Origin of the sequence: Gardnerella sp. KA01002 (genome assembly GCF_049244015.1) — a bacterium.
In the GTDB taxonomy this organism is placed as follows: Bacteria; Actinomycetota; Actinomycetes; order Actinomycetales; family Bifidobacteriaceae; genus Bifidobacterium; species Bifidobacterium vaginale.
In genome coordinates, this window is record NZ_CP058365.1 from 1,103,156 (window position 1) to 1,127,534 (window position 24,379).

21 protein-coding genes are annotated in these 24,379 nt (G+C 43.7%); 1 reads left to right on the plus strand and 20 read right to left on the minus strand.

Annotation, left to right across the window (positions count from 1 at the left end):
• Positions 1-8: 8 nt before the first annotated feature.
• The 14 genes from HXT60_RS04365 to aroC form a co-directional block, all read right to left on the minus strand.
• Positions 9-293, minus strand: a complete 285-nt coding sequence (locus tag HXT60_RS04365; RefSeq protein ID WP_004114737.1) for a hypothetical protein — start codon at positions 291-293, stop codon at positions 9-11.
• A gap of 91 nt (positions 294-384) precedes the next feature.
• On the minus strand, positions 385-978 hold the full coding sequence (locus HXT60_RS04370; RefSeq protein ID WP_004111245.1) for a DUF4097 family beta strand repeat-containing protein: 594 nt from the start codon (positions 976-978) through the stop codon (positions 385-387).
• A gap of 270 nt (positions 979-1,248) precedes the next feature.
• Entirely contained in the window at positions 1,249-2,676 is a 1,428-nt protein-coding gene (locus HXT60_RS04375) for a class I SAM-dependent RNA methyltransferase (protein WP_421790841.1), read from the minus strand.
• 55 nt (positions 2,677-2,731) lie between these two features.
• Positions 2,732-3,505 carry a DUF3159 domain-containing protein gene (locus HXT60_RS04380; RefSeq protein WP_421790843.1) on the minus strand — a complete coding sequence of 258 codons (774 nt, stop codon included), beginning with the start codon at positions 3,503-3,505 and terminating at the stop codon, positions 2,732-2,734.
• A gap of 70 nt (positions 3,506-3,575) precedes the next feature.
• Entirely contained in the window at positions 3,576-4,382 is an 807-nt protein-coding gene (locus HXT60_RS04385) for a DUF3710 domain-containing protein (protein WP_004114681.1), read from the minus strand.
• A 123-nt stretch (positions 4,383-4,505) separates the two neighbouring features.
• A complete protein-coding gene (locus HXT60_RS04390; protein WP_004113341.1) occupies positions 4,506-5,369 on the minus strand; it encodes an exodeoxyribonuclease III in 864 nt (287 codons plus the stop codon).
• Positions 5,370-5,501: 132 nt separating this feature from the next.
• Complete coding sequence (locus HXT60_RS04395; RefSeq protein ID WP_004113343.1) at positions 5,502-7,529, minus strand: dipeptide ABC transporter ATP-binding protein; 2,028 nt, start codon at positions 7,527-7,529, stop codon at positions 5,502-5,504.
• A gap of 23 nt (positions 7,530-7,552) precedes the next feature.
• Positions 7,553-8,542 carry an ABC transporter permease gene (locus tag HXT60_RS04400; protein ID WP_004113345.1) on the minus strand — a complete coding sequence of 330 codons (990 nt, stop codon included), beginning with the start codon at positions 8,540-8,542 and terminating at the stop codon, positions 7,553-7,555.
• 12 nt (positions 8,543-8,554) lie between these two features.
• Positions 8,555-9,481, minus strand: a complete 927-nt coding sequence (locus tag HXT60_RS04405) for an ABC transporter permease (RefSeq protein ID WP_004113346.1) — start codon at positions 9,479-9,481, stop codon at positions 8,555-8,557.
• Between the two features lie 232 nt (positions 9,482-9,713).
• Positions 9,714-11,345 (minus strand): peptide ABC transporter substrate-binding protein, encoded by a 1,632-nt coding sequence (locus HXT60_RS04410; protein ID WP_004113349.1) that lies wholly within the window; start codon positions 11,343-11,345, stop codon positions 9,714-9,716.
• Positions 11,346-11,889: 544 nt separating this feature from the next.
• Positions 11,890-13,557 carry a CTP synthase gene (locus HXT60_RS04415; RefSeq protein ID WP_004114673.1) on the minus strand — a complete coding sequence of 556 codons (1,668 nt, stop codon included), beginning with the start codon at positions 13,555-13,557 and terminating at the stop codon, positions 11,890-11,892.
• A gap of 60 nt (positions 13,558-13,617) precedes the next feature.
• The gene (gene aroQ / locus HXT60_RS04420; protein ID WP_004113352.1) at positions 13,618-14,085 is read right to left on the minus strand and encodes a type II 3-dehydroquinate dehydratase; all 468 of its coding nucleotides are present in this window, start codon (positions 14,083-14,085) and stop codon (positions 13,618-13,620) included.
• 3 nt (positions 14,086-14,088) lie between these two features.
• A complete protein-coding gene (locus tag HXT60_RS04425; protein ID WP_421790845.1) occupies positions 14,089-15,831 on the minus strand; it encodes a bifunctional shikimate kinase/3-dehydroquinate synthase in 1,743 nt (580 codons plus the stop codon).
• Entirely contained in the window at positions 15,828-17,015 is a 1,188-nt protein-coding gene (gene aroC, locus HXT60_RS04430; protein ID WP_421790847.1) for a chorismate synthase, read from the minus strand. Before aroC ends, HXT60_RS04425 begins: the two co-directional genes overlap by 4 nt.
• 211 nt (positions 17,016-17,226) lie before the next feature.
• Here aroC and HXT60_RS04435 point away from each other — a divergent pair, with 211 nt between their 5' ends.
• A complete protein-coding gene (locus HXT60_RS04435) occupies positions 17,227-17,742 on the plus strand; it encodes a peptidase A24 (RefSeq protein WP_415690831.1) in 516 nt (171 codons plus the stop codon).
• A 371-nt stretch (positions 17,743-18,113) separates the two neighbouring features.
• On the opposite strand, the gene mltG is transcribed toward HXT60_RS04435, so the two are convergent.
• The 6 genes from mltG to HXT60_RS04465 all read right to left on the minus strand — a co-directional run bounded on the left by mltG (position 18,114) and on the right by HXT60_RS04465 (position 24,278).
• The gene (mltG, locus tag HXT60_RS04440; protein WP_065189320.1) at positions 18,114-19,271 is read right to left on the minus strand and encodes an endolytic transglycosylase MltG; all 1,158 of its coding nucleotides are present in this window, start codon (positions 19,269-19,271) and stop codon (positions 18,114-18,116) included.
• A gap of 98 nt (positions 19,272-19,369) precedes the next feature.
• A complete protein-coding gene (ruvX, locus tag HXT60_RS04445) occupies positions 19,370-19,840 on the minus strand; it encodes a Holliday junction resolvase RuvX (protein WP_004113362.1) in 471 nt (156 codons plus the stop codon).
• Positions 19,841-19,897: 57 nt separating this feature from the next.
• Positions 19,898-22,582: an alanine--tRNA ligase gene (gene alaS / locus HXT60_RS04450; RefSeq protein ID WP_415702230.1), complete on the minus strand. Its 2,685-nt coding sequence runs from the start codon at positions 22,580-22,582 to the stop codon at positions 19,898-19,900.
• A gap of 187 nt (positions 22,583-22,769) precedes the next feature.
• Positions 22,770-23,009 (minus strand): hypothetical protein, encoded by a 240-nt coding sequence (locus HXT60_RS04455; protein WP_421790850.1) that lies wholly within the window; start codon positions 23,007-23,009, stop codon positions 22,770-22,772.
• Entirely contained in the window at positions 23,009-23,443 is a 435-nt protein-coding gene (locus HXT60_RS04460; RefSeq protein WP_004113368.1) for a DUF948 domain-containing protein, read from the minus strand. Before HXT60_RS04460 ends, HXT60_RS04455 begins: the two co-directional genes overlap by 1 nt.
• Positions 23,444-23,603: 160 nt before the next feature.
• On the minus strand, positions 23,604-24,278 hold the full coding sequence (locus HXT60_RS04465; protein ID WP_004114659.1) for a histidine phosphatase family protein: 675 nt from the start codon (positions 24,276-24,278) through the stop codon (positions 23,604-23,606).
• Positions 24,279-24,379: the final 101 nt, after the last annotated feature.

Here is a 24,379-nt window from a genome sequence, read left to right on the forward strand (position 1 = left end):
CTTTTCAGTCATTTCAATTCTCGATTAGGTAATTTTCCAGTTCTCAAAGCGACAGTAACAAACTCAACCTCTTGCAAGCACTTCTCGCAAAGTTCATAACCTTCATTGAAGTTCACTCTTGACCTAAATGTGCTAGCAATGAATTCGCATGGTGAGGTGATCCTTTCAACTACACCGCACCGTTCGCACTCAGCATACACATTCCCATCCTTAATCGGAATAAACATTCCATGATCTTTCTCATTTCCCATGACGCTAACATCTTCGAAATCATCAAATTTTACATAGAGCATATACGGCTTCCTCCTTTATCGGTATGTCTATATACGCTCTAATTCCAACTTATATCAAGTTTTATTGCTTCTTTTTTGATCTATATGTCTGCTACTTCGCAATAGCTTTCCCATTAAGACAGTGCACCATGTAATGCGCAAATCCATCGTTTTTACAATTTACCTTCTTCTTATCTGAAACCTCGGTGACACCATTCTCACAATCTACTTCAAGGCTTGCATCCTTGGTGATTGTTCCTTCTAAAATACTCATGCCATTTAACGTATCAAGCGTACAAACATGAGTTACTTCTACGTTTGTTGCTGAAGCCAACCCATTATAACATTTAAGAAAGACATCATCCGCCTTCAAATTAACAACTTCTACCTTGCCATTGTTCACTTCTACATAAAGCTTACCAATCTCAATATCCGTGATGAGCACTTGATTAGAATCAGATTCAACCTCACAAACTTCCACATCATGTGGCAAACTCACAACAATTTCAGGCATACCCTGAGTAAGCCACCTCACCCAATTCGAAGCTGAGACTTTTTTAGTTTGAATAAGCCTTATAACATTTTGCGCTTCCTCAACCCTCAATATATCTTGTTCACAGTTAACAAAGCTCACACCAAAGGTATCAGCACGTTTCACCGTTAAACGAACATCTTTCGTCTCTGCGATAAACTTCTTATTATCCATTCCTTAAGCACCTCCTCGTGCACATACTAATAATCAGGTTTCATTTTACCTTTTGAGCTATATTTTCCCACTTCACAGGGTGGGTGCAAAGTGGGTGCACTTTTTAACGTTAACATCCTGTGCACTCGACCCTAAAGCGTTGATATCTTCCCTCAAACAGCCAAACTGCGCTCAAAAACCGCGAGAACCCAGCTTAAAACTGCCACTCACTAAACCTTTTAACGATAGCCCTCGTTAAGCCTTGCTACACAAGGGCAAAAATGCACCCACCTAATCAGCCTTTGACATCAATACGACACTCTCGACGTGATGAGTTTCCGGATATAAGTCGAATGCGCGCAAAGACTGAACGCTGTATCCAAGCTCTCTAAACGTGCCAACATCGCGAGCAAGACTAGTCGGATCGCAGGCAACGTACACAACAGCTCTTGCTCCAGACTTCGCAATCTGCTTACAAACTTGAGCTTTAGCACCAGCGCGCGGAGGATCCAACACAACAACATCTGGATGCGCAAATCGGCGCACAATTTTAGACGATTTACTCGCCTTAAACACCTGCGATTCAAGCGTTTGCGCAACATCCCCTTCAAGCGCTTCAACAATATCTCTGCTAAGCCCTGCGCGCCCAATGTTTCGCCTTGCGTTCTTTACAGCAATCGGCGCACCCTCAATACTAAGCACGCGCGCTGGCTCTGCAGAACCAAAAGTGCCAGTAGTACCAAGAGCACCCAAAGCACTAGAAGAATCTCCTCCAACATTAGCCAAAGTCGCAAGCGGAATCGTAAACAAACCCGATCCAGAATACAAATCCCACAAAACCGTATTCTTAGTACGACCACCAAGCGCAGAACGAACTAATCCCAAAACGTAGTTCACCAAATGCTCTGGAGCTGCGCGATGAATCTGCCAAAAACCGCGGGCGTCAACATCGTAATCAAAAGTACGCATACGCGATGAATCTCCATCAACAGCAACGCGTACACGCTCACACAACAATGCCGATCCTGCAACCAACTCATCATTTACTATAAGCGCATAATTTTCGCCAATCGCACTAAGAAGCGCAGCCTTATCATTAAAATCAAAACCATCAACTCGAGGCTCTGGAACAGCAAGACGAATTTGCGCATTTGGCGAGAAAGAACGATTCCACAAGTCCAAAGAATCCGCAACAGCCAAAACCGCTCGCGACGCAAGTGGCATAGTATCAATCGCAATGCGATCATGCGACTCGCGCTTACGCATAGACAATCGCCCTTCATCATCCGCAACCAACTCCATGCGCGTACGCCAATTAAACCCGTTAAGCTCCTCATCCCCCGGCATGCGCTCAACAGTAATATCGCTATCCGCAATATCCATATGCGCTAAACGCTGGAATTGATTGGCAATTACGGACGCCTTCCAACGAATCTGCCCAGGCAAAGAAACATGAATTAAATCCGCGCCACCAACTCCGCCACCCTGAGCCAAAGGACCAGCGAGCTTCCATTGCGGCTCTACACGATCAGCGCTAGGCTCCAAAACTTCCACAACTTCCCCAGTAAAAAAGTGCGCTTTTGCACGCATCGGCTCATCCATGCGCACAACAACCAGCTCACCAGGCAGCGCAAATCGCACGAATACAACGCGTCCGTCAAGATGACCTACGCATCTCCCTTGATCCGCATAACGCTCGATTCGCATCGTCACTTGCATAAACTACCCCTTAGTTTTGCGTTTTGTTAAGCCAATTCGCTAACACTGATTTTTGTTAAGCTGATTTTACTTCACTTGAATTTACATCGTTTTTATCTTCGTCAATCTGATTTTCTTCACGATAATTTTCTTCGCGATTTTTATGATGAAGACGCATAAACGGCGTTGCAATAATCAAGTAAGAAACCCAAATTGCGAGCGCCCAGAATGGCAATCCCATAAGCAATCGAACAGTGCCGAGCCAGACAACGTGATTCGTCAAATATAATGGCACTTGCAAAACAAGCCTCAGAGCAAAAACACCAATCCACAATCCAGTAACATACATGTATGCACGCTTAAGCGGCTTATAATCAAGCCATTCGTGCAGCCACTCGCCAAAATTTTCCGTAGGCATTTTGCGAATCGATTCAATCACAAGCCCAAGCGCTGGCACGCGCACAATCAGCGAAATCGCAAGAAGCGCACCATACACAGCGTTTGTAATAAAGCCCATCATGTAGTAGTCGCGAGCTTGATGACTCGTCCACACCCAAATAAGGCAAATCCCTACAGAAACCAACCCACTTAGAGCACCAATAATCGACTGGCGTTGAATAAGTCTAGCTACAACTTGCAAAACTGCAAGAGCTGCAGACGCAATAACCGTTGTTTGTACGTTTCGCGTTACAACAAAGCAAATAACAAACAGCAAGCCTGGCAGCATGGATTCAATTACGCCTCGAACTCCTCCAAGGGAGTCAATAACAGAAAACGTGTTTCCTTCAGATCCAATAGAAGCCAAAGAGGCTAATCCTGAGCGTTTTTTGCCGCGCGAATCTTTTTCCAAGACAATATCCTTTGCTGCCTGACTTTTACTATCGACTCTTTACTATCAACTCTTAACTATCGACTCTTAACTATCTGATTTCAGAAAACATTGGTCCACGAGTTAGCGTGGTTTTGACTTCTACTTGCTGATCTGCACCAAGTGGACCCTTTGGACGACCTAGATTTTCTTCAGAATCGTCAGAACCAGCAGAACCATCTTTACCTGCATTACTTGGAGCAACCAAATCGTGCATTGGAATCATATCTCTAGGAGCAAGTGGCTCTGTTCCGCGGTCTATAACAATATCACTAAACCACTTGTTAAGAAGCACAGTCTCTTCGCTTGTTTTTTGCGACTCTAAAGCAGCACTCCCAGAAAACACTCCGCGAAGCATCCAACGCGGACCATCCACACCAACAATTCTAGTTTCCACTGTCTTATCGTCAACCTTGACTGGAAGTATGAGTTCCTTGCCAAAAACTCCATTCGCTTCCCTAGCATTAGAGTTTCCCTTAAGCAAATCCGCACGAACTTCACTCCATATTCCTTCTGTTTTAGGAGCTGCAAATGCTTCAACCTCAATGCTAGAAGATTTATATGTAACAGTTATGCCAAGAACTTGACCAGTTTCACGCTGCTTTTTTACTCGCAACTCTATACCTTGTAAATATGGTATATATATGGAGCCGAAATCAACATAAGTACCTAAATTAGGTAGTTTCTCATCAGACATGTCCCATGGACCTCTAAGACTTCCGCGTCCTAAGTACGTGTCTGCATCATATCCGCCTGCAGTCAGATCGCTTAGAGCGGAATTTTGGGATTGAAATTCTGCAAGATTCTCAGCATCATCTTTGGCAGCTTTCGACTTGCGCTTGGATTTAAACCATCCCATGGCTCCTCTTTTCTAATGGATTCTTCTTAATAAGCTCTAATTGCCATTTTTCGATGAATACTTTACATATTTCTAATGGCTATTTTTACTCAACTTCACCAGCCTATCACAAGCAAAGCAAAATCACACATTATATTTTATGTTTAAAGCAGCATGGTCAGACCAGCGAGAATCGTAGCTTTGAGCACGATCAATTACGAATCCGCATGCAGTTTCTGCAATTTCAGGTGTTGCAAACTGATAGTCTAATCTCCATCCAACGTTATTATCAAAAGCTTTACCTCGTTGACTCCACCAAGTGTATGGTCCTTGAATATCGCCAGCAAGCATACGCATAACGTCCACAAATTCATACTCGTTAATCCAACGATCAATATAAGCGCGTTCCTCTGGCAAAAATCCAGCACTTTTCTCATTCGCTTTAGCGTTTTTAATGTCAAGAGGCGTGTGTGCAATATTAAAATCACCGCATAAAATCGCCTGATTTCCGCCACTTGCAGCAATATCTCTAAGCTCCCCTAATCGCTTTAACATAGTATCTAGAAAGCGGAATTTTTGCTGCATTTTCTGTGGATCATCAACGTTTCCAGCGTGAACATACACAGATGCAACAGTAATATCATACCCTTGCGGAGTATGTACGTCGGTTTCTACCCATCGCCCAGAATCAACGTCTTCACTTAAACCAGGCAAACCGTAACGCTGCTCTACAACTGGCAAAGTCGTTACAAGCGCCACACCAGCTCTACCTTTTATTTCACAAATCTGATTTGTAACAGAAAATCGCCTGTCATTTTGACCAGATTCACCACTTTTAGACGTATACAAATCCTTGATTTTACTCATAATCGGATCAATCGCATCTTGCGGAGCGCGAACCTCTTGCATACACCACACATCTGGCGTGTGATCTTGAACCCAATCGAGCATCCCCTTGCGCCAAGCCGCACGAATCCCATTCAAATTTGAAGTCGTAATTGTAATCATAAGTTCCACTCTAATATGCACACAACACAAAGTACGCAAAAATAAAGGTGCAGAAGTTTTGACTCCTACACCTTTATTTTAAATTTATAGTTTATAAGACACTAGTTTTAAGGCCCATAAACCAGCTTGCGACTAATCCAAGCCAAGTTCCAAATTTCCACCTGGAATTGCATCGAGAAGATCGCGAGTGTACTCCTTTTGAGGATGATCAAACACTTCGTCGGTTGTAGCATGCTCAACAAGTTTGCCATGTTGCATAACAACAACCTCGTCCGCAATCTGACGAACAACAGCCAAATCGTGAGTGATGAACAAGTAGCTTAATCCTCGCTCCGCTTGCAAATCGTTAAGCAAATGCAAAACCTGATCTTGCACAAGCACATCCAAAGCAGACACAGCTTCGTCGCAAACGATTACATCCGGATCCAATGCCATAGCACGCGCAATCGCAATGCGCTGACGCTGTCCGCCTGAAAGCTCGTTCGGGAAGCGAGTCATAACAGAAGCAGGCATACGAACCATGTCCAAAAGCTCGCGCACACGATTCTGTCTACTCTTTTTATCGCCAATCTTATGAATTCGCAAAGGCTCTTCAATAGAACGATAAATCGAATACATTGGGTCTAGCGAACCATAAGGATTTTGGAATACTGGCTGCACATGTCGACGGAAGTCAAGCAAATCAGCACCCTTGAAATCAGCAATATTCTTGCCTTCGTAAGTAACTGTTCCACTTGTTGGATTTAGAAGTCGCAAAACCATGTTTGCAACAGTAGACTTACCAGAACCAGACTCACCCACGATTGCCAACGTTGTTCCGCGCTTAATCGAGAACGAAACATCGTCAACAGCCTTGAAAAGCTCCTTCTTGCGCGGAAGCTTAAACTCTCGGGTTAAGTGATCGACTGTAATAATATGCTCGCTCTTTTCAAGAGCTTGCTCGCCTACTACGTGATGCTCAAGCAAATTATCCGCGTTACCACCATGCTCCTTAACGGAAATGATTCGTTGAGAAGCAAGACTTGGAGCGGCAGCAACAAGTCGCTTAGTATAAGGATGCTGAGGATGCTGCAAAACGTCCAAAGATGGACCAGATTCAACAACGCGACCCTTATACATAACAACAACGTGCTGTGCGCGAGCTGCAGCCAAACCTAAATCGTGAGTAATAAAGAGCACAGAAGTGCCGAGAGAATCAGTAAGCGTATGCAAATGGTCAAGAATGCGCTTTTGCACAGTAACGTCGAGTGCGGAAGTTGGCTCATCTGCAATAAGCAAATCTGGGCGGCACGCAAGGCCAATCGCGATTAACGCGCGCTGACGCATACCGCCGGAAAACTCGTGTGGGAATTGCCTTGCGCGAGTTGCTGCATCTGGCAAACCAGCTTCATCAAGCAAACCAGCAATGCGGTCTTCAACACTTGCTCCAATAACATACTTTTTTGCGATTTCCCAAGCTTTGTCGTCGTCTACGCCATACTTGATTAAATCGTCTGCAACGCGCCAACGAGTTTCGGAACCTGGAACCCACTCTTTTTTGTAGTATTCCATAGCTTCATTAAACTTTTCGGCATTTGTTTGCTCACTAAGACCAACCTGCGCCAAAGCTTGCTTTGCAGCGTCCAATAATGCGCTCAGTTCTTTAGAGCCAAGGAAGATTTCATCTTCATTGCTTTTGACTTCTACAGCGTCTCCTGCTAAAGCTTCTGCAAGTGCGGAGCGCTTCTCATGACTAACGTCAACGCCATTTGCAAGAAGAGCCTCTTTAACTTGAGTTCCAATTCGCCAAACAGGATTAAGGTTGCTCATAGGGTCTTGCGGAACCAATCCCATTGCTGTACCGCGCAAAGCCGCATAATCTTTAGGCTTTAGATTACTTATTTCTTGACCTTTAAGCTTAATAGAACCACCCGTAACGTGACCTGTTCCTGGAAGCAAGCCTAAAACCGCCATTGCAGAAGTTGACTTTCCAGAACCAGATTCACCCACGATTGCAACCCATTGACCTGGGTAAACGTTGAAGCTCGCATCGCGAACAGCGTGTACGGCTTTTTTAGAATCCGTTGTAAAGTCAACTTGAAGATTTTTAACTTCCAGCAAAGGACCCTGCTCACGTTGCATTGCAAGGGTATCTACATTTTTACGTGTTGCTGTGTTCATAATCACTATTCCTCCACGCTAACTTACGCCTTACGGCTCTTTGGATCCAACGCATCTTTTACGGCGTCGCCCATCATAATAAAGGCGAGAACAGTAATAGCGAGCGCAATAGACGGATAGAACAAAACTTCTGGATTTGTAGTAAGAACATTCCTAGCGGTAGAAATATCTACACCCCAGCTAACGGTCGTAGTTGGCAAACCAATACCAAGGAAGCTAAGTGTTGCTTCCAAAACAATGTAAGAACCAAGGGATGTTGTTCCTACAACAATGATTGGGGCCAGCGAGTTTGGAATAATATGACGGAAAAGATTACGCATTGGAGTTGAACCTAAAGCTGTAGAAGCCGTATTAAACTCAAGATTCTTGGATTCCATAACGGCACTTCTTGCGATTCGAGCAACGCCTACCCATCCAAAGAGAACCATAACAAACACGATTTTCCAAATCGACTTAGATGTGCGGAACATTTGCAAAACTACGATTGCACCCAACAGCATTGGTAGAGCCAGGAAGATATCGGTGATTCGGCTAAGAACCGCATCAATCCATCCGCCAAAGAATCCAGCCAAAGCTCCAATTAGCGAACCAACTAACACCACTAAAGCCGTTGCGAGCAAGCCAACGCTTAAAGATGTACGTGTTCCATATACAACTCGAGCGTAAATATCGCATCCTTGCATGTCGAATCCAAACGGATGTGCAGCAGAAGCTGGCTCAAGCGAATGCTCCAAAACACAGTAATTAGGATTGTGCTTTGTGAGAGCGCCTGGGAAGAGCGCAACAAAAATAATTGCAATAATCAAAATTGCAGAAACAATAAACAATGGATTTCTGCGCAAAGATCTCCAAGCATCAGCCCACATGCTTGTAGCTGGAGCAGATTCGTCTACAGAATCAACTTCTTGAAGAGGCGTATCGTCAAGAGGAGCAACATAGCGTTCCTGACCTGGCAATGTGTTGTAATTTGCATTATTTGTAGTCAAATTATCTTCCATCAAATTATCTTCCATAATGTGCTCTCCTTACGCGTAGCGAATGCGCGGATCTAGAGCCGCGTACAACATGTCAACAAGAAGATTGCTGACTACAAATATCAACATAAGAAGCGTAACTATAGAAACAACAAGGTTTCCTTCTCCTTTTAGTATTCCCTGATACGTAAGGAATCCAACGCCATGAATGTTGAAGATTGTTTCCGAAATCATTGCGCCGCCCATAAGAGCGCCCAAATCTTGACCTAAGAATGTAACAACAGGAATAAGCGAGTTACGCAAAATGTGTCGAACAATAACGGAGCCTTCTTTTAAGCCCTTTGCGCGAGCCGTGCGCACGTAATCAAGCGATATGTTTGACGAAATTTCCGACCTTGTAAGTCGAATAATATACGCCATTGACACGGATCCAAGAACTATCGCAGGAAGAAGAAGATCATAGAATCCAGGATCATTGCTTGCTGTAACAGGCATAATATGCCACTTAACACCAAACACGTATTGTCCAATAAAGCCAGTAACAAATGTTGGCACAGAAATAAGAAGAAGTGATACAACCAGGATTACACTGTCGTACCACTTTCCTTTCTTTAAGCCAGAGATTATGCCGAAAGCTACGCCGAACAAGGCTTCAAAGGCAAACGCCATCAACGCAAGCTTAATGGTTACTGGGAATGCGCGACCAATTTCGTCAATTACTGGCTGACCAGCAAAAGTATGTCCAAAATCAAGAGTAAGCGCATTCTTTAAGAACAACAAATATTGAATAATAAATGGCTTATCCAAGTTATACTCGGCACGAATTTGCGCTTCTACAGCATGGTTAATTGGCTTATCTCCAAACATTGCTTTTACTGGATCTCCAGGCAAAGCAAACACCAAAGCGTATACCAACAATGTTGTGCCGAGAACCACAGGAATCATCTGCAAAACGCGACGCAGAACGTATTTACCCATTGGTTTCTCCTTATATATTTACTTAAAAATTCGCATAGCACACACCCAACTTGTGGCTTGCATATTGATTTAACCCAACCTAAGTAAAAACACAAAGTGCTGCCTCGAACAGCGGATAGAATTTTGTAATTTTATTCGCCATTCGAAGGCAGCAGCACGTTTTTACATGCTATTAAATTATGGTTTATTTTTTAATAGCTACTTGATATTAATAGCTACTTGATTTTGATCTTTACTTGTGGAGCTTGTAGTAAAGTGGCATATTCTGCCAATCCATTACAAAGCCCTTCAAGCTTGGAACCATAACAGCCTTAGCGTTCGAGTAGAACAGTGGTACGTATGGAAGATCCTCAAGAAGAATCTCGTTAGCTTGCTGATAAAGCTTAGTTGCCTCAGCTTGCTTAGAAGAAGAAGCCTTCTTAAGCAAAGCATCGAACTTAGGATTCTTGTAATCAGCTTCGTTAGAACCATTGCCATCTGCAGCAACGGAAGCAAATTCCTGAGTCAAGTAGTTTTCTGGGCTTGGGTAATCTGGCATCCAGCCTGCACGCCATGCACCTTTAATCTGACGCTGTTCGCATGCGTTACGGAACTCTTGGAATGTTGGAACTGGAGTGGTTTCAGCATTAATTCCAAGATGATTCTTAAGGGAGTTTACAACTGCGTCGAACACAGACTTAGCGTTGCCATCGGCGTTGTAAGTAAAGGTAAGAGGACCATCATACTTAGAGATCTTATCTGCCTTTGCCCAAAGTTCCTTAGCCTTTGCGGCATTAAACTTAAGGTTTTCGTGTCCCTTAAGATCTGCCTTGTAGCCTGGAGTCAAAGGAGAAGTGAACTCGTTTGCAGGAGATGCTGTACTGTTAAGAACCTTCTTGATGATGGTTTCGCGATCGATTGCCATAGAAACAGCTTGACGACGCAAGCGGCCTTCTTCGGTAGTTACATCGAAGTGTGGCAATTTTGCAGGAATACCGAACTGCTGGATTACGGAACCTGGACGGTTGTATGCCTTAACAGTGGTGTCCTTTTGGAAAGTCTTTGTTTCGGTATCTGGAATATTATCCGTCATATCAAGATTGCCAGACTGAACATCGCGGTAAGCAGCGGTGCCGTCGGTGTAAATCTTAAAGGTAACGCCGTCATTCTGAGCCTTGCGTGGGCCATCGTAATCTGGGTTCTTTACAACTTCGATCTGCTTGTTGTGATCCCAAGACTTAAACAAGTATGGTCCAGAAGAAACTGGCTTTTCGCCGTAAGCCTTTGGATTCTTGTAGAAGGACTCTGGAAGAGGGGCGAATGCAAGGTAACCAACCTTAACAGCAAACACAGAATCTGGCTGGTTCAAATCAACAGTAAAGGTGTACTTATCTACAACCTTTAAGCCAGAAAGCTGCTCGTCGCCCTTAGTATCATTCTTCTGCAAGTCTTCGTAGCCCTTAATGGTCTGGAAGAAGGAAGAGCACTTCTGAGCATTCTTAGCGTTTGCTACAAAGCTCCAAGCCTTAGTAAAGCTTTCTGCGGTGATTGGAGTGCCATCGCTGAACTTCTTATCTTTTTTAAGCTTAACAGTGTATTGGGTTGCATCGGCGTTTGGAGTTACGCTCTCGGCATCTTCGTTTACCGTGTTGCCCTTTTCATCAAAAGTGACCAACGTGGAGTTGACCAATACAGCAGGACGAGCACCAGCATTCTCGTTAATGTTTCCTGGAACAAGCTCGTTCTGAGGCTCGGAGTCGTTTACAGTAATAACAACCTTGCCACCATTTGTTTGAGCGGTCTTCGAGGCAGAAGAACCGCATCCACCGAGCAGCATAGCAACCGAGCATGCAGCTGCGGCAAAAAGTAATGCCTTATTCTTCATATGTTTTCTCCTAACGTTGGGTATGGCAGGATTCAATTAAATATCACGAAAAAGTCTCATTACAAGCTTTACAGGCTTTTACAGGCTTAATAAATAAAATCCACCTAGTATTTATTGCCAGATGGATTCTTTGCAAAGCCAATAAAGAGGCCTCTTCGTTGATTAAAATTCAATCATACGGATTTTATTAAACAACGCAAGCTAAAAGTCTAAATGTAAAATTTACTGTTATTTTGTCTATAAATCATAAAAACAACTATTATAATAGAAAAATATTAGATTAAATCGTATTTTAGATGATATTTTGCCAAGTCTTTTACATTTGTATAGATATTACAAAAATGTAAATTTGCACTAGAAATATGTAACAATTATGTTAAACGATGCAAAATATGCAATAAGATATTCAAATATTAATCAAAATAAAAGTGGTGTAAATTCGCACCCAAACGTACGATTCTACACCACTTAATAAATAAAATCAAATGAATATTGAAATTATTTTTAAAATATTTTTATTATATTTTTCACCTATTGGTAAATACTACTCAGCCTCGCTAGCCTGATGTTCAAGAGCAGCCGCCACTAAACCAGCAAACAGTGGATGAGGCTTAGTTGGTCGAGACTTAAACTCTGGATGAGCCTGAGTTGCCACATAGAATGGGTGAACTTCCTTTGGAAGCTCCACAAACTCAGTCAAATTACCATCTGGGCTTTGACCGCTAATACGCAAGCCGGCTTCGCGCAAACGATCTTTATACGCCACGTTCACTTCATAACGGTGACGGTGACGCTCAGTAACATGCGTAGTACCGTAAAGCTCAGCAACAATAGAGCCTTCTTCAAGAAGAGCAGGATAAGAGCCGAGTCGCATTGTGTGACCCATATCTCCCTTACCGTCCACAATATCCTTCTGCTCTTCCATAGTTGCGATTACTGGATCGCCACAATCCTTCTCGAACTCAGTGGAATTAGCATCCTCAAGACCGAGAACGTGACGAGCGTACTCAATAACCATAGATTGCAAGCCAAGGCAAAGACCAAGCGTTGGCAAACCATGCTCGCGAGCGTAACGCAAAGCGCCAATCTTACCTTCAATACCGCGAATTCCGAAGCCGCCTGGAATAACCATGCCATCCATTTGGTCAAGAGCCGCCGCCGCACCTTCTTGAGTTTCGCACTTGTCGGCAGCAACCCAGCGCACGTTAACCTTAGCCCAGTTTGCAAAACCGCCAGCTTTAATAGCCTCAGTAACAGAAAGATATGCATCTGGCAAATCAATGTACTTGCCAACAATTGCAATGTTTAGCTCATGCTTTGGATGATGCACGCGCTCAAGCAAATCTTCCCACTCGTTCCAATCAACATCGTGGAATGGAAGCTCAAGCTCACGCACAACGTAAGCATCCAAGCCCTCGTTGAACAAAATTTTCGGCACATCGTAAATGCTTGGAGCGTCAACGCAGTTCACAACGCCTTCAGCGTCAACATCGCACATAAGCGAAATTTTGTCTTTAATGCCTTGATTAAGCGGACGATCCGAACGCAAAACAAGCGCGTCTGGAGAAATGCCAAGAGATCGGAGCATCATCACAGAATGCTGAGTTGGCTTAGTCTTTAATTCGTGAGCTGCGGCTATATAAGGCACCAAAGAAACGTGCACAAACATGCAGTTTTCAGGACCTAAATCGCGACGAACTTCGCGAGCAGCCTCCAAAAATGGCTGGGACTCAATATCTCCAACAGTACCGCCGATTTCCGTAATAATCACGTCTACATCGTCGCTAGCCTGCGCGCGCATACGCGACTTAATTTCGCCAGTAATATGCGGAATAACCTGCACGCACTGACCCAAATATTCGCCAGCACGCTCCTTACGAAGCACAGACTGATAAATCTGACCAGTTGTAACATTCGCTTTTTGACTTAAGAAAACATCGAGGAATCGCTCGTAATGACCAATATCAAGATCTGTTTCTGCGCCGTCTTCTGTAACGTAAACCTCACCATGTTGGAATGGGTTCATTGTACCCGGGTCAACATTGATATAAGGATCGAGTTTTTGTTGTAAAACGTGAAGACCACGACTACGCAAAAGTCTGCCTAATGAAGATGCAGTAAGACCTTTTCCGAGGGACGAAACAACGCCACCAGTGACAAAAATATGCTTTGTAATATGCTCCTGAGAGTTACCATGTTTTCTTCTAACCATGGAACTCCATAGTATCTTCGAGCCTCGACTCGGAAGAATAATTGAAAAGTCAAATCAAAGTCAAATCAAATGAGCAACAGCCTCGAGCGCAAGCTTATATCCATACAGTCCCATGCCTGTAATAGTTCCAGTTGCAACAGGACTAATCACGCTTATTTTCCGGAAAGAATCGCGGGCAGAAGGATTAGAAATATGCACTTCCATTAGTGGCACTCCAGCATCTAAAACCATGTGCGCAGCATCCGCGAGCGCATAACTGTAGTGCGTAAAAGCAGCAGGATTCATAACTACTGGCGTATGAGTATCAGCAGCTTCGTGCATCCAATGAACCATTTGCGCTTCGTCGTCGCTTTGGCGAACTTCCACTTGTAAATTAAGCTCTTGTGCCCACTTTTTGCAAAGCGCGCACAACGTTTTAAAATCTTGACTGCCATAAACGTCTGGCTGGCGAACGCCTAATCGCCCCAAATTTGGGCCATTTACTACTAAAACTTTACGGATGTTTATAGTGTTTTCTGCATCTACCATTTTCTAACCTCTAATCTTATTAAACGCTTCGCGAATCGCCTCCAGCGGCGGATTATCTAAGTGAATCGGGTTTCCAATCCCGTCTAAAACAACAAATCGTAAGGTGTTGCCTCTAGCTTTTTTATCTTTATGCATCAAGTCAAGAACCTTAGCAAAAGCATCGTCATTATTGCCGCCGCCATTCCAAGATATTGGCAATCCAAGTGATTTTAAAAGCGAGCGATGATACTCAACGTCTTCTGGACTTAAATAGCCCAAAATTTGCGCAAGGCTCGCCGCAAAAACCATTCCAACAGCAACCGCGTTTCCATGACGCCAAGAAAAATGCTCGATTTGCTCAATCGCATGCCCTAAAGTATGCCCATAATTCAAAAACTCGCGCAAACCTTGTTCTTTTAAGTCGTTAGAAACGTGGTATGCCTTAACGCGCACGCTTTTTTCTATTAGATCGCAAACCATATTATTTAAATCTGCATCGTCTAAAATAGAAGGACCATCAACAGAGCGCAACTTGATAGCATTTTGAGGATTTTCCAGAATTTTTAAGATGCTAGAATCGCCAATAAACCCTGATTTTGCAACTTCTCCAAGTCCTTCAACAAAAATATCGTTAGGAAGAGTAGAAAACGCGCAAGTATCTGCCAAAACGCCAACAGGAGTGTAAAAACTACCAACCAAATTCTTGCCAGCTGCAGTATTTACACCAGTTTTTCCTCCAGTCGAAGCGTCTACCATTGCAAGAAGCGAAGTCGGGCAATTTACGTAGCGGATTCCACGCATCCAAGTAGAAGCAACAAATCCAGCTAAATCCGTAGCCGCTCCACCACCCAAGCCAACAATCGCGTCTGAACGCGTAAAACCAGCGTTTGCAAGGCGCGACCACACAAAATCCGCAACCTTAACAGTTTTACCAGCCTCTGCGTCTGGAATAAGAATATCGAAAACATCGTAGCCAGCTGCGCGCAAAATAGATCTTGCTTTATCGCTATGTCTTTGAACAGGCTGAGTGTGAATTAAAGCTACTCGAACAGGCTGTTTTCCAAGCATTTGAGGTAAAAGACTCATAGCGCCTGCGCCAATATGAACATCGTAATCTTCAATACCTTTACCATCTACATGAACGATTCGTTGCATAATCATATCTTTTACCTTTCTTGCGGCAGGTTTTGGCGTTAATCCGTAAACGCGAGCGTGTAAATTCGCCACTTTGCAAAACACAGGATCACGCTTATCAAACAAATCCATCCATCGTTTTGCGCCATCTTCGCCGCTTAACATAGGACGATTAGAATTCCAGCTTACGCGCTCAATTGCATCACTTGCATTTACTTGCAAATACACAACACGACCGCCTAGCTTTGTATATTTTCTTAAGACATCTTGCGTCTCCTTACGCATTGGAGCACCGCCACCTAGGGCGACTATTGGGGCGGATTGCTCAAAATCTGGGAAAATAGCATCTCTAACAATTTGAGTTTCAATATCTCTAAAAGACTCTTCGCCAAAATCCTTAAAATATTGAGCAATCGGCATATTGATTTTTTGCTCAATTAAATCGTCTGTATCTATAAAAGGAACATTCAAAATATGCGCTAATTCCTTGCCAACACGCGTTTTTCCAGCTGCAGGCATGCCGATTATAACGGCTAACGGCATTTGAGTTTGCGATACATCTTGCGAAATGTCTTTCAAAGAATCTCTAAGCGAATCTGGCAAGGAATCATGCAAGGAATCTTCTTCGCTCATCTCATATGCTCTTTCCAAGATTGAACGTAATTTCTAGCATTTCTAGCGGTTTCTTCTAGTGAATCTCCGCCGAACTTTTCTAACGCATACTTTGCAAGCGTTAATCGAACCATTGCCTCTGCAACTACGGAAGCAGCTGGGACTGCCGTAAAATCGGAGCGCTGATTAATTGCCTGCGCTGGCTGGCCAGTAAGCACATCTACCGTTCGCAAAGCGCGAGGAATGGACGGAATCGGCTTCATTGCAGCGCGCACGCGAATTATCTCTCCATTTGACATTCCGCCTTCAATTCCTCCAGCACGATTGCTAAGGCGCGTGATTTTGCCATCTTCGCCTGTTACGATCTCGTCGTGAGCAACCGAGCCAGGGCGATTTGCTTCTTCGAAACCGTCTCCAATCTCCACGCCTTTAATAGCTTGGATTCCCATAAGCGCCGCAGCCAGTGCCGCATCCAAACGGCGATCCGACTCTACATACGTTCCAACTCCAGCAGGCATGCCGTATGCCAAAACCTCTACTACGCCACCAAGCGTATCTGCATTTGCTTTTGCTTCATCAATACGAGCAACCATGCGAGCTTCGGCATCTTTATCTAGAGTACGAACTGGCGAAGCATCCAACGCATCAACATCGTCTGGAGTTGGTAGGGGTAAACTTTTGCTTACATATTCGCCGCCGATTCCAATAACGTGCGCAACTGTTCGCACACCCAACGCTTGGTGCAAAAACGCATCAGCTACAGCGCCTAAAGCCACGCGGGAAGCCGTTTCCCTAGCGCTCGAACGCTCCAAAATCTCGCGAGCATCACTAAAACCATATTTACGCATGCCCGTTAAATCCGCATGCCCTGGGCGAGGCCTAGAAAGCGGCGCGTTACGACCTTCCACACTTAAATCATGGTCTAACGGGTCTGCGCTCATCACTTCCACCCACTTTGGCCACTCACTATTTGCGATTTCTATAGCAATTGGAGACCCAAGAGTAACACCGTGGCGAACGCCTGTAAGCAAACGCACTTTGTCTTGCTCAAACTTCATTCGCGCTCCGCGACCATATCCAAGTCGTCTACGCGCAAGAGCAGAAACAATGTCTGCGCTAGTAATCTTAACTCCTGCTGGCACGCCTTCAATCATTGCCACCAGTGCTTCACCATGCGACTCCCCTGCCGTTTGCCATCTAAGCATGCCTTCTCCAATCGCGTTGTGCGTTATATTTATTGTTATACTTCTTGCACTTAATACTGTACTTTATTTTAAATCAATACTAGATTCTAAATTCTTTATTTTACTAACAACTAAGTATTGCTAATAATCTACGAAATAAATCGCAAAAAGCCTTTAACCACATTGAGTAAAATTTGTTGCAATGCAATTTTTGCTTATTTAGCATAATCAAATGAGTCAGTTTATTATAGCGTGTTTATTTGCAACACCAACGCTTGTATGCACGATTGCACTGTGCGCAACGGATTTAGTAAACCGCGTTGTGCCTAGACTTTGGGTTCTACTAGCTGCTTTTGCACAATCTGCAGCAAACCTTATTTTTTCGCTTATTACTTTTCATAATGTTAATTTTCTTTTGCGCGGATGGCTTTGTGCAGTAACAGTTTTTGCAATCTACGTTTTGACGCAAAAACTTTGTGTGCGCGGAGCACTTGGATTTGGCGATGTTACGTGCGCTTCTATGATTGCTCAAGCTTTGGCGCTATTTGGATTTGATTGCATAATCTACTGGTTTGCATTAGTTGGAATATTTGGATTAATTTGGATTTTAGTGTGGAAAATCTGCTCTAAAGTCTGCTTGCGATTTTTCCGCGTGCATCTTGTGCAAAATGAGCAAAATAAAATCCCGTTCGTACCCGTATTAGCTGCATCTTCCATAATCGCCGTTATGTTTTGCGGTTTTTTGTAATTACACAAATACATCGAGAATATCGGTGATAAAAACCACGCAAAAGTTTAAACATGCAAGAGGGCTGGGTGATTCTTGGTCGAACAGTATAAGAGCGGCAGCCGATACCAAATAATCCAATGAGTCACCACTACAAACAAACCTAAACCAAAAAACAAAATCAAAACCAAATCGGAACAACCGCAACAACAACCAACACGTAAGAGGCAGAGCGTTGTGAGACAAGAAACACCCAGCCCTCATACAACATTAAATAGTAAATATTAAATGTCGTTCGCACGCTCTAAGCGCGCGAACGTCTTCGCTTGCGTTGAAAGCACACTGTGCTTTCAACCTTAAGCAAGCTCAGCGCTCCGAATTACCTTCGCGCGCTAGTTGGCGTTTTCGTTAGAACGCTTATACTCGTCGCGAATCTTCAAGAAATCATCGTAGTTATCCGCAAACTTAGTTTCGCCGGTCTTTAAGTTAGTGGTAACAAAATAAATCCATGATCCTTTTTCTGGATTAAGCGAAGCCAGAATAGCATTATCTCCAGGAATACTTATAGGAGTAGGCGGCAATCCTTTGCGAATCCTAGTGTTGTATGGATTACTTGCATCATCTAATTGTGCTTGCGTAAGGTTAATTGCCTTAATTCCAATACCGTAAGCAACCGTAGTGTCCATTCCCAAAGGCATGTCTTTAGCTAAACGGTTTAATATTACGCGCGAAACTTTACCATAGTATTCACGATTATTTACTTCCGCTTCCGCAATAGACGCAATTTTGAGAATATCTTGACGCAGTTTTCCTTTAGGAACTCCCAATGAATCGAGTTTCTGAATACGCTTATCTACCATTTTGGCAAGTATTTTAGTAGCAGATTTCATGGATTTTACGTTGTAAACTCCAGGCTCCAACCATCCTTCAAAACTTCCGCCCGCTTCTGGCGGCAAAATCCCCGCTCCGTCTGTTTTTTGAATCGCGTTAAATTGAGCAATGTCAATTCCAGAGATTTGTGCAGCCTTACGAATAACGTCTGTTGATCGTTCTCCTGCTTTAACGTCTAAGAATCCGCCTGCTTTACTTTGATCTGAAAGAATATTTACAACATCAATTGAGTTCATGTGTTTTTTAAGCGCATAAATTCCTGGGTATAAAATCTTGTTGTTCGCTGCAACAATATTAGAAAAAGTAGATTGTGACTTTACAACTTGCGCTTTAACAAGATTGTTCCCAACTTCTACAGATCCTTGACCTGGTTCAATCGTAAACTCAACAAATCCGTTTCCAGGTCCTGGCCAATCGTCCATAATCGTAGACTGATTGTTGGTTTTTATGTAAACCGCAACCCTATATAATCCATATCCAAGAACAAATAGTATTGCAAAAATTAGCGTAAGAATAAACGCTATTATACGTTTTCTCTTACTTTTACGTCGTTTTTGTGCTTTTAAATCTTTGCGCGATTTTGGAGGCACAGGTGGATTAGGAGTTTCGTGACTCCACTTAGCGTTTCGATCGAAAAAATCGTCGATATTCTCAGTCATTAAACGCTTCCTCCCGCTTGGACTGCTGGTTACTATTTCACAGTGACATTATTTCAGAATAACATTATTTCACAATATTGTCGTAACTATTGTCTGCTTTAATTATTTTTGCAATCATTCTTATAATCGTCAATCGCAGATTGCAAAATCAACACTGCTGACTGCTGATCAACCATAGGACGATGCTTCCTAGTAGAAAAATCTGCATCTAACAGTTGTTTATGCGCCGTAACAGTTGTTAGTCTCTCATCTTTCCAAACAACTTCTGGAATAAAATCGAGAGACCAATCTCCATAATCAAAAAGCGACTTCATTCTTTTGACTAAATTAGTACCCCAACGACGCGCTTTTTTAGCAGATTTTCCTTCAGTTCCGTCTAATTGCAAAGGAAGACCTATTACAACACGACTAACACTATTATCTTCGATAATGTTTAAAACATCTTCAATCGCATTAAACGAATCACCATAGGATTGAACATTCCCGGCAGGATGAGCGAAAGTGAGCTCAGGGTCGGAAAGAGCTGTTCCGACCCTTGCGTCACCTAAATCAATACCTAACCACACCATTTTTTGTGCCGCTTTTGGTAAAGATCGCATCGTTTTATTTAAGCTGATAGAAACACGCTAAGCAAGCTGCGCAACTTGCGCCTTAACAGCCTCAAGCGCTTCGTCAATCTTAGAAGCGTCTGTGCCGCCGCCTTGAGCGAAGTCTGGCTTGCCGCCGCCACCGCCACCAAGCACCTTGGAAGCAGTACGAACAAGATCGCCAGCCTTAGCACCAAGACCACGTGCGGCGTCGTTAGTCGCCACCGCCACCATTGGACGATCCTCTTCATTCACGCCACACAGCGCCACAATCACAGGAGCATCCTCACCTAAGCGAGAACGAACATCAAGTGTTGTTTTGCGCAATGCATCGAAGGAACCAAAGTTTCCAACATTCTTTACAGCAAGCTTAACCGTTGCGCCACTTTGTTTAGCCGCCTCAACCAATTCTGGAACAGCATCATTAAGCTGAGACTCATACACCGAAGAAAGCTTGCGGTCTGAATCCTTCATCTTGTTGAGCAAAGACTCCAAGCGCTCAGCTAACTCATCTGGGCGTGCATTAACCATGCCAGCAAGTTGCGCCACCAAAGCGTGCTCACGAGCACCATATTCATACGCCTCTTCGCCGCACAATGCATCAATACGGCGTACACCAGAGCCAATGGAAGATTCCGAAAGAATGGTTACCATACCAATCTTTCCGGTGCTCTTAGCGTGAGTACCACCGCAAAGCTCGCGGCTCCAACCGTCGCCAATCTCAACAACTCGCACAATATCGCCGTACTTTTCGCCGAACAAGTGCATTGCTCCAAGCTTGAAAGCGTCATCGATTGGCATTTCCTTTGGAACAACCTGCAAATCGTCACGAATACGCTCGTTTACGCGAGCTTCTACACGGAGCAGCGCATCTTTATCAACAGCCTTTGGCCACTGGAAGTCAAAGCGCAAACGATCTGGATCAACTACAGAACCGCGCTGAGTTGCCTGTGGACCAAGCTCTTCGCGCAAAGCCTTGTGAAGAGTGTGAGTAGCAGTGTGGCTTCGAGCCAAAGCAGCCCTGCGAACCTGGTCAATATTGGTGTTTACTGGAGCACCAACACTAAGAGTACCTTCAGTAAGTCGGCAGCTGTGAACAATCAAATCCTTGATTGGACGCTGAACATCGTCAACTTCCAAAATTGCGCCGTCGTCGGAAATAATCTCACCCTGATCAGCAATCTGACCACCGCGCTCAGCATAGAATGGCGTGCGATCAAGAATAACTTCAACGTTTGCAGGAGCGCTAACGCTTTTAACAGCACCCTTACCGGCTTCAACAATTGCTAAAACGTTTGAACGGCTGGAGAAGTCAGTGTAACCGAGGAAGTCGATTGGCTTTTCAAGCTCCTTCTTAATGTCGTCGTAAACGCTAACATCCACATTGTGACGCTTCTTCAAAGCATCCGCGCGAGCGCGACCTTTCTGCTCGCTCATAAGCTCGCGGAACTTAGCTTCATCAACCTTAACACCCTGCTCAGCAGCCATCTCAAGAGTCAACTCGATTGGGAAGCCGTAAGTATCGTGCAAAGTGAATGCGTCCGAGCCGCCAACAATAGGGTCATCCTTGTGTTCTTTCTTAGCTTTTTCAACAGCCAGGTCAAGAATAGTTGTGCCCTTTTCAAGAGTTCTGCGGAACGCGTCTTCTTCACCATATGCAGCTTCACTAACCTCGTGGAAAGTGTTGTTAAGTTCTGGGTAGCTTGGTTCCATTGCAGCCTTAGAAACTGGGAACAAAGTTGGAAGAACTGGGTCCTGAACGCCGAGCATGCGCATTGCGCGAACAGTTCTGCGAAGAAGACGACGAAGCACGTATCCGCGTCCAACGTTACTTGGGCGCACACCATCACTCATAATCATCAAAGCGGAACGTACGTGATCTGCTACAACGCGGAAACGCACGTCAGCATCATTATTATCGCCGTACTTTACACCGCTAAGCTTTTCTGCAGCTTCAATAACTGGATAAACTTCGTCTGTTTCGTAAATATTTTCCTTACCCTGCATAAGGTAAGCCAAACGTTCCAAACCAGCGCCAGTATCAATATTCTTCTGGTCAAGCTCACCAACAATATGCAAATCAGTCTTAGACTTTACGTTATCTACCTGGAAGTTTTCGAAGACCAAATCCCAAATCTCAATGAAACGAGATTCGTCAGCAGCAGGACCGCCATCCTTACCGTATTTAGGACCGCGATCAACGTAGATTTCGGAGCATGGGCCGCCAGGACCAGGACCACCAGTGGTCCAGAAGTTATCTTCCATACCGAAAACTTGCATGTGCTCTGGGTCGAAGCCTTCGTTCTTCCAAATTGCGCGAGCTTCATCATCGTCGGTATAAGTAGTTACCCAGAGCTTTTCAGGGTCAAATCCGTATCCGCCCTTATCTTGCGGAGTTGTTAAAAGCTCCCAAGCGTAGTGAATCGCTTCTTCCTTAAAATAATCACCAAACGAGAAGTTACCAACCATCTGGAAGAACGTGCCGTGACGAGTAGTCTTGCCGACTTCGTCAATATCAAGAGTACGCACGCACTTCTGGTTAGACGTCATTCTGCGAGAAGGAGGCGTTTGCTCTCCCAAAAGATAAGGTATGAATGGAACCATGCCTGCAATCGTGAAAAGCGTCGTTGGATTTGGTGAAATCAGCGATGCTGAAGGCACGACCATATGACCATGATTACCAAAGTAGTCAAGATAACGCTTTGCAATTTCTGCTGTGCGCATAGGTACGAACTCCTTGTGTTATATTAAAACGCCATGCAACAGGGCGGCACAAAAGAATATCATACCATCATGCTTTAAGGCGCGAGTCGCAGAATGATTAATCTGCAAGACCAATTTTTGATTATAAAACTTTACCTATAAAAACTTTAGTTATAAAAAACTTTCAAGACTTATTAACAAGCTTATTTTATTTAGCATACTTATTAGCATACTTAGAATTAAGCTGCGACTCGTGAGTTTTTCTGCTGGAATTAAAATCCTTAAATAAAGACAAAATCGTGGTTAAAGTAAGATTCTTCGAATCTTTATCAAAGAAAAAATCTCCAACACTTTCTGGGAATTTTCCTTTAATATAAGCGCGAGCCTTAGTAACAGACATCACGCCTATTACTATTCCTACGCAAAGCCAGAATAAACGCTTAAACATCACTCCCCCTTGGACTCACTCGACTCACCAGAATTAGCTGCGTGGCGTGCAGAAGATTCTGAAAAATCCGTTGGAACTGTAGGCTTATTGAAGAATGCGTTAATAGTGTCCTTAAGAGCATATCCAGCTGCAGCAATCTTAATAATAGGTTTTCCAAGAAAAGCACCATACAAATCTGTAAGAGCACCAACATTAGTCGCAGTGGTGCGAGCAGCATCCGTAACAGCATTAACATCTTCTAAGGTTTTGTTTACTTGCTTTACTGTAGTAACAGACTCATCAATAGCAGGCAAAGCATGTTCACCTGATTCCTTAACGGTTTGAGCAATCTGATTAAACATCTTACCCAACCTAATCAGAGGATAAATCATAAAACCAGAAAGAACCGCAAACGAAATCGCGGCAATTAGAGCAGCTATGTCTCCAACGCTCATCGTAACCTCTTTCCTGCTGTTTTTACGCGCGACTAACCCACGCAATGTATTTAAAAGATTAACGAAGAGTCAAGACTCTTCGAGTAAACCACTAACACATATCTTTCTTAATATATCAACCTTAATATATCAATATATAAAAGTGGATTTACAGTACGCTCTACTCGTTGTAACCCTTAATAGTTATAGACTGATCAAGCGGCTTAGAAGTGTCAAAATCTAAACGAGTCACACTACCATTTTGCGGACGCTCGCTCAAATCGTAACCAGCAGGCGCAAAACGATGCATAAGACTTAAAAGCGTGTTCCCGTGAGATATTTGCAAAACACTATCTCCATCTTTTAACACTGGATTGCTGGCGATTATTTTAAAACCGCCCTCAACACGCTTCCAATACTCAATATCCGACTCAGCATCATGGAACGGATCCGCCTCTTTAAGCATATCTCGAGTTGCAGCAAGACCAAATTTTTCAACAATCTCGTTATATGTTTTAGCACCATGAGGAGCACCTGCAGCCCACCAAGCCATATTCATGTCTTGGCCTTCAAAATAGCCGTAGCATTGCTCACGAAAATGCATATCGCTTATGAGTTGTGGTCGAGCATGAGTGTGTTTTTCGTTTTCACTTAAAATACGCTCAGCAGTGATTTGAGCACGAGTTGTATCTGAACAATATGCTGCAGCAAAAATGACATTAGCTAATTTTTCTGCTGCACGATCTGCGTCTGCAAGTCCTTTATCGGTAAGAGGAGAATTTGACCAGCCTTGAAGACGATTGTAGCAATTAAACATGGTTTGACCATGACGAACTAAATAAAGATGCAGCAACATAACTTAATCATCTCACTTTTAATAAATTGTTCTACACAATGTTTTATACAATGCTTTATACAATGCTTTAAACAATGCTTCACACAGTGCTTCACACAAAT

What these genes read in the sequence shown, in the direction of transcription:
- HXT60_RS04395 (WP_004113343.1), bottom strand. Translation starts at nt 7,529, where the DNA reads ATGAACACAGCAACACGTAAAAATGTAGATACCCTTGCAATGCAACGT.
- mltG (WP_065189320.1), bottom strand. Translation starts at nt 19,271, where the DNA reads ATGACTGAGAATATCGACGATTTTTTCGATCGAAACGCTAAGTGGAGT.
- HXT60_RS04390 (WP_004113341.1), bottom strand. Translation starts at nt 5,369, where the DNA reads ATGATTACAATTACGACTTCAAATTTGAATGGGATTCGTGCGGCTTGG.
- HXT60_RS04460 (WP_004113368.1), bottom strand. Translation starts at nt 23,443, where the DNA reads ATGAGCGTTGGAGACATAGCTGCTCTAATTGCCGCGATTTCGTTTGCG.
- aroQ (WP_004113352.1), bottom strand. Translation starts at nt 14,085, where the DNA reads ATGGTAGATGCAGAAAACACTATAAACATCCGTAAAGTTTTAGTAGTA.
- HXT60_RS04400 (WP_004113345.1), bottom strand. Translation starts at nt 8,542, where the DNA reads ATGGAAGATAATTTGATGGAAGATAATTTGACTACAAATAATGCAAAT.
- alaS (WP_415702230.1), bottom strand. Translation starts at nt 22,582, where the DNA reads ATGCGCACAGCAGAAATTGCAAAGCGTTATCTTGACTACTTTGGTAAT.
- HXT60_RS04370 (WP_004111245.1), bottom strand. Translation starts at nt 978, where the DNA reads ATGGATAATAAGAAGTTTATCGCAGAGACGAAAGATGTTCGTTTAACG.
- HXT60_RS04365 (WP_004114737.1), bottom strand. Translation starts at nt 293, where the DNA reads ATGCTCTATGTAAAATTTGATGATTTCGAAGATGTTAGCGTCATGGGA.
- aroC (WP_421790847.1), bottom strand. Translation starts at nt 17,015, where the DNA reads ATGCTTAGATGGCAAACGGCAGGGGAGTCGCATGGTGAAGCACTGGTG.
- HXT60_RS04425 (WP_421790845.1), bottom strand. Translation starts at nt 15,831, where the DNA reads ATGAGCGAAGAAGATTCCTTGCATGATTCCTTGCCAGATTCGCTTAGA.
- HXT60_RS04405 (WP_004113346.1), bottom strand. Translation starts at nt 9,481, where the DNA reads ATGGGTAAATACGTTCTGCGTCGCGTTTTGCAGATGATTCCTGTGGTT.
- HXT60_RS04465 (WP_004114659.1), bottom strand. Translation starts at nt 24,278, where the DNA reads ATGTTGCTGCATCTTTATTTAGTTCGTCATGGTCAAACCATGTTTAAT.
- HXT60_RS04455 (WP_421790850.1), bottom strand. Translation starts at nt 23,009, where the DNA reads ATGTTTAAGCGTTTATTCTGGCTTTGCGTAGGAATAGTAATAGGCGTG.
- HXT60_RS04410 (WP_004113349.1), bottom strand. Translation starts at nt 11,345, where the DNA reads ATGAAGAATAAGGCATTACTTTTTGCCGCAGCTGCATGCTCGGTTGCT.
- HXT60_RS04375 (WP_421790841.1), bottom strand. Translation starts at nt 2,676, where the DNA reads ATGCAAGTGACGATGCGAATCGAGCGTTATGCGGATCAAGGGAGATGC.
- HXT60_RS04415 (WP_004114673.1), bottom strand. Translation starts at nt 13,557, where the DNA reads ATGGTTAGAAGAAAACATGGTAACTCTCAGGAGCATATTACAAAGCAT.
- HXT60_RS04385 (WP_004114681.1), bottom strand. Translation starts at nt 4,382, where the DNA reads ATGGGATGGTTTAAATCCAAGCGCAAGTCGAAAGCTGCCAAAGATGAT.
- ruvX (WP_004113362.1), bottom strand. Translation starts at nt 19,840, where the DNA reads ATGGTGTGGTTAGGTATTGATTTAGGTGACGCAAGGGTCGGAACAGCT.
- HXT60_RS04435 (WP_415690831.1), top strand. Translation starts at nt 17,227, where the DNA reads ATGAGTCAGTTTATTATAGCGTGTTTATTTGCAACACCAACGCTTGTA.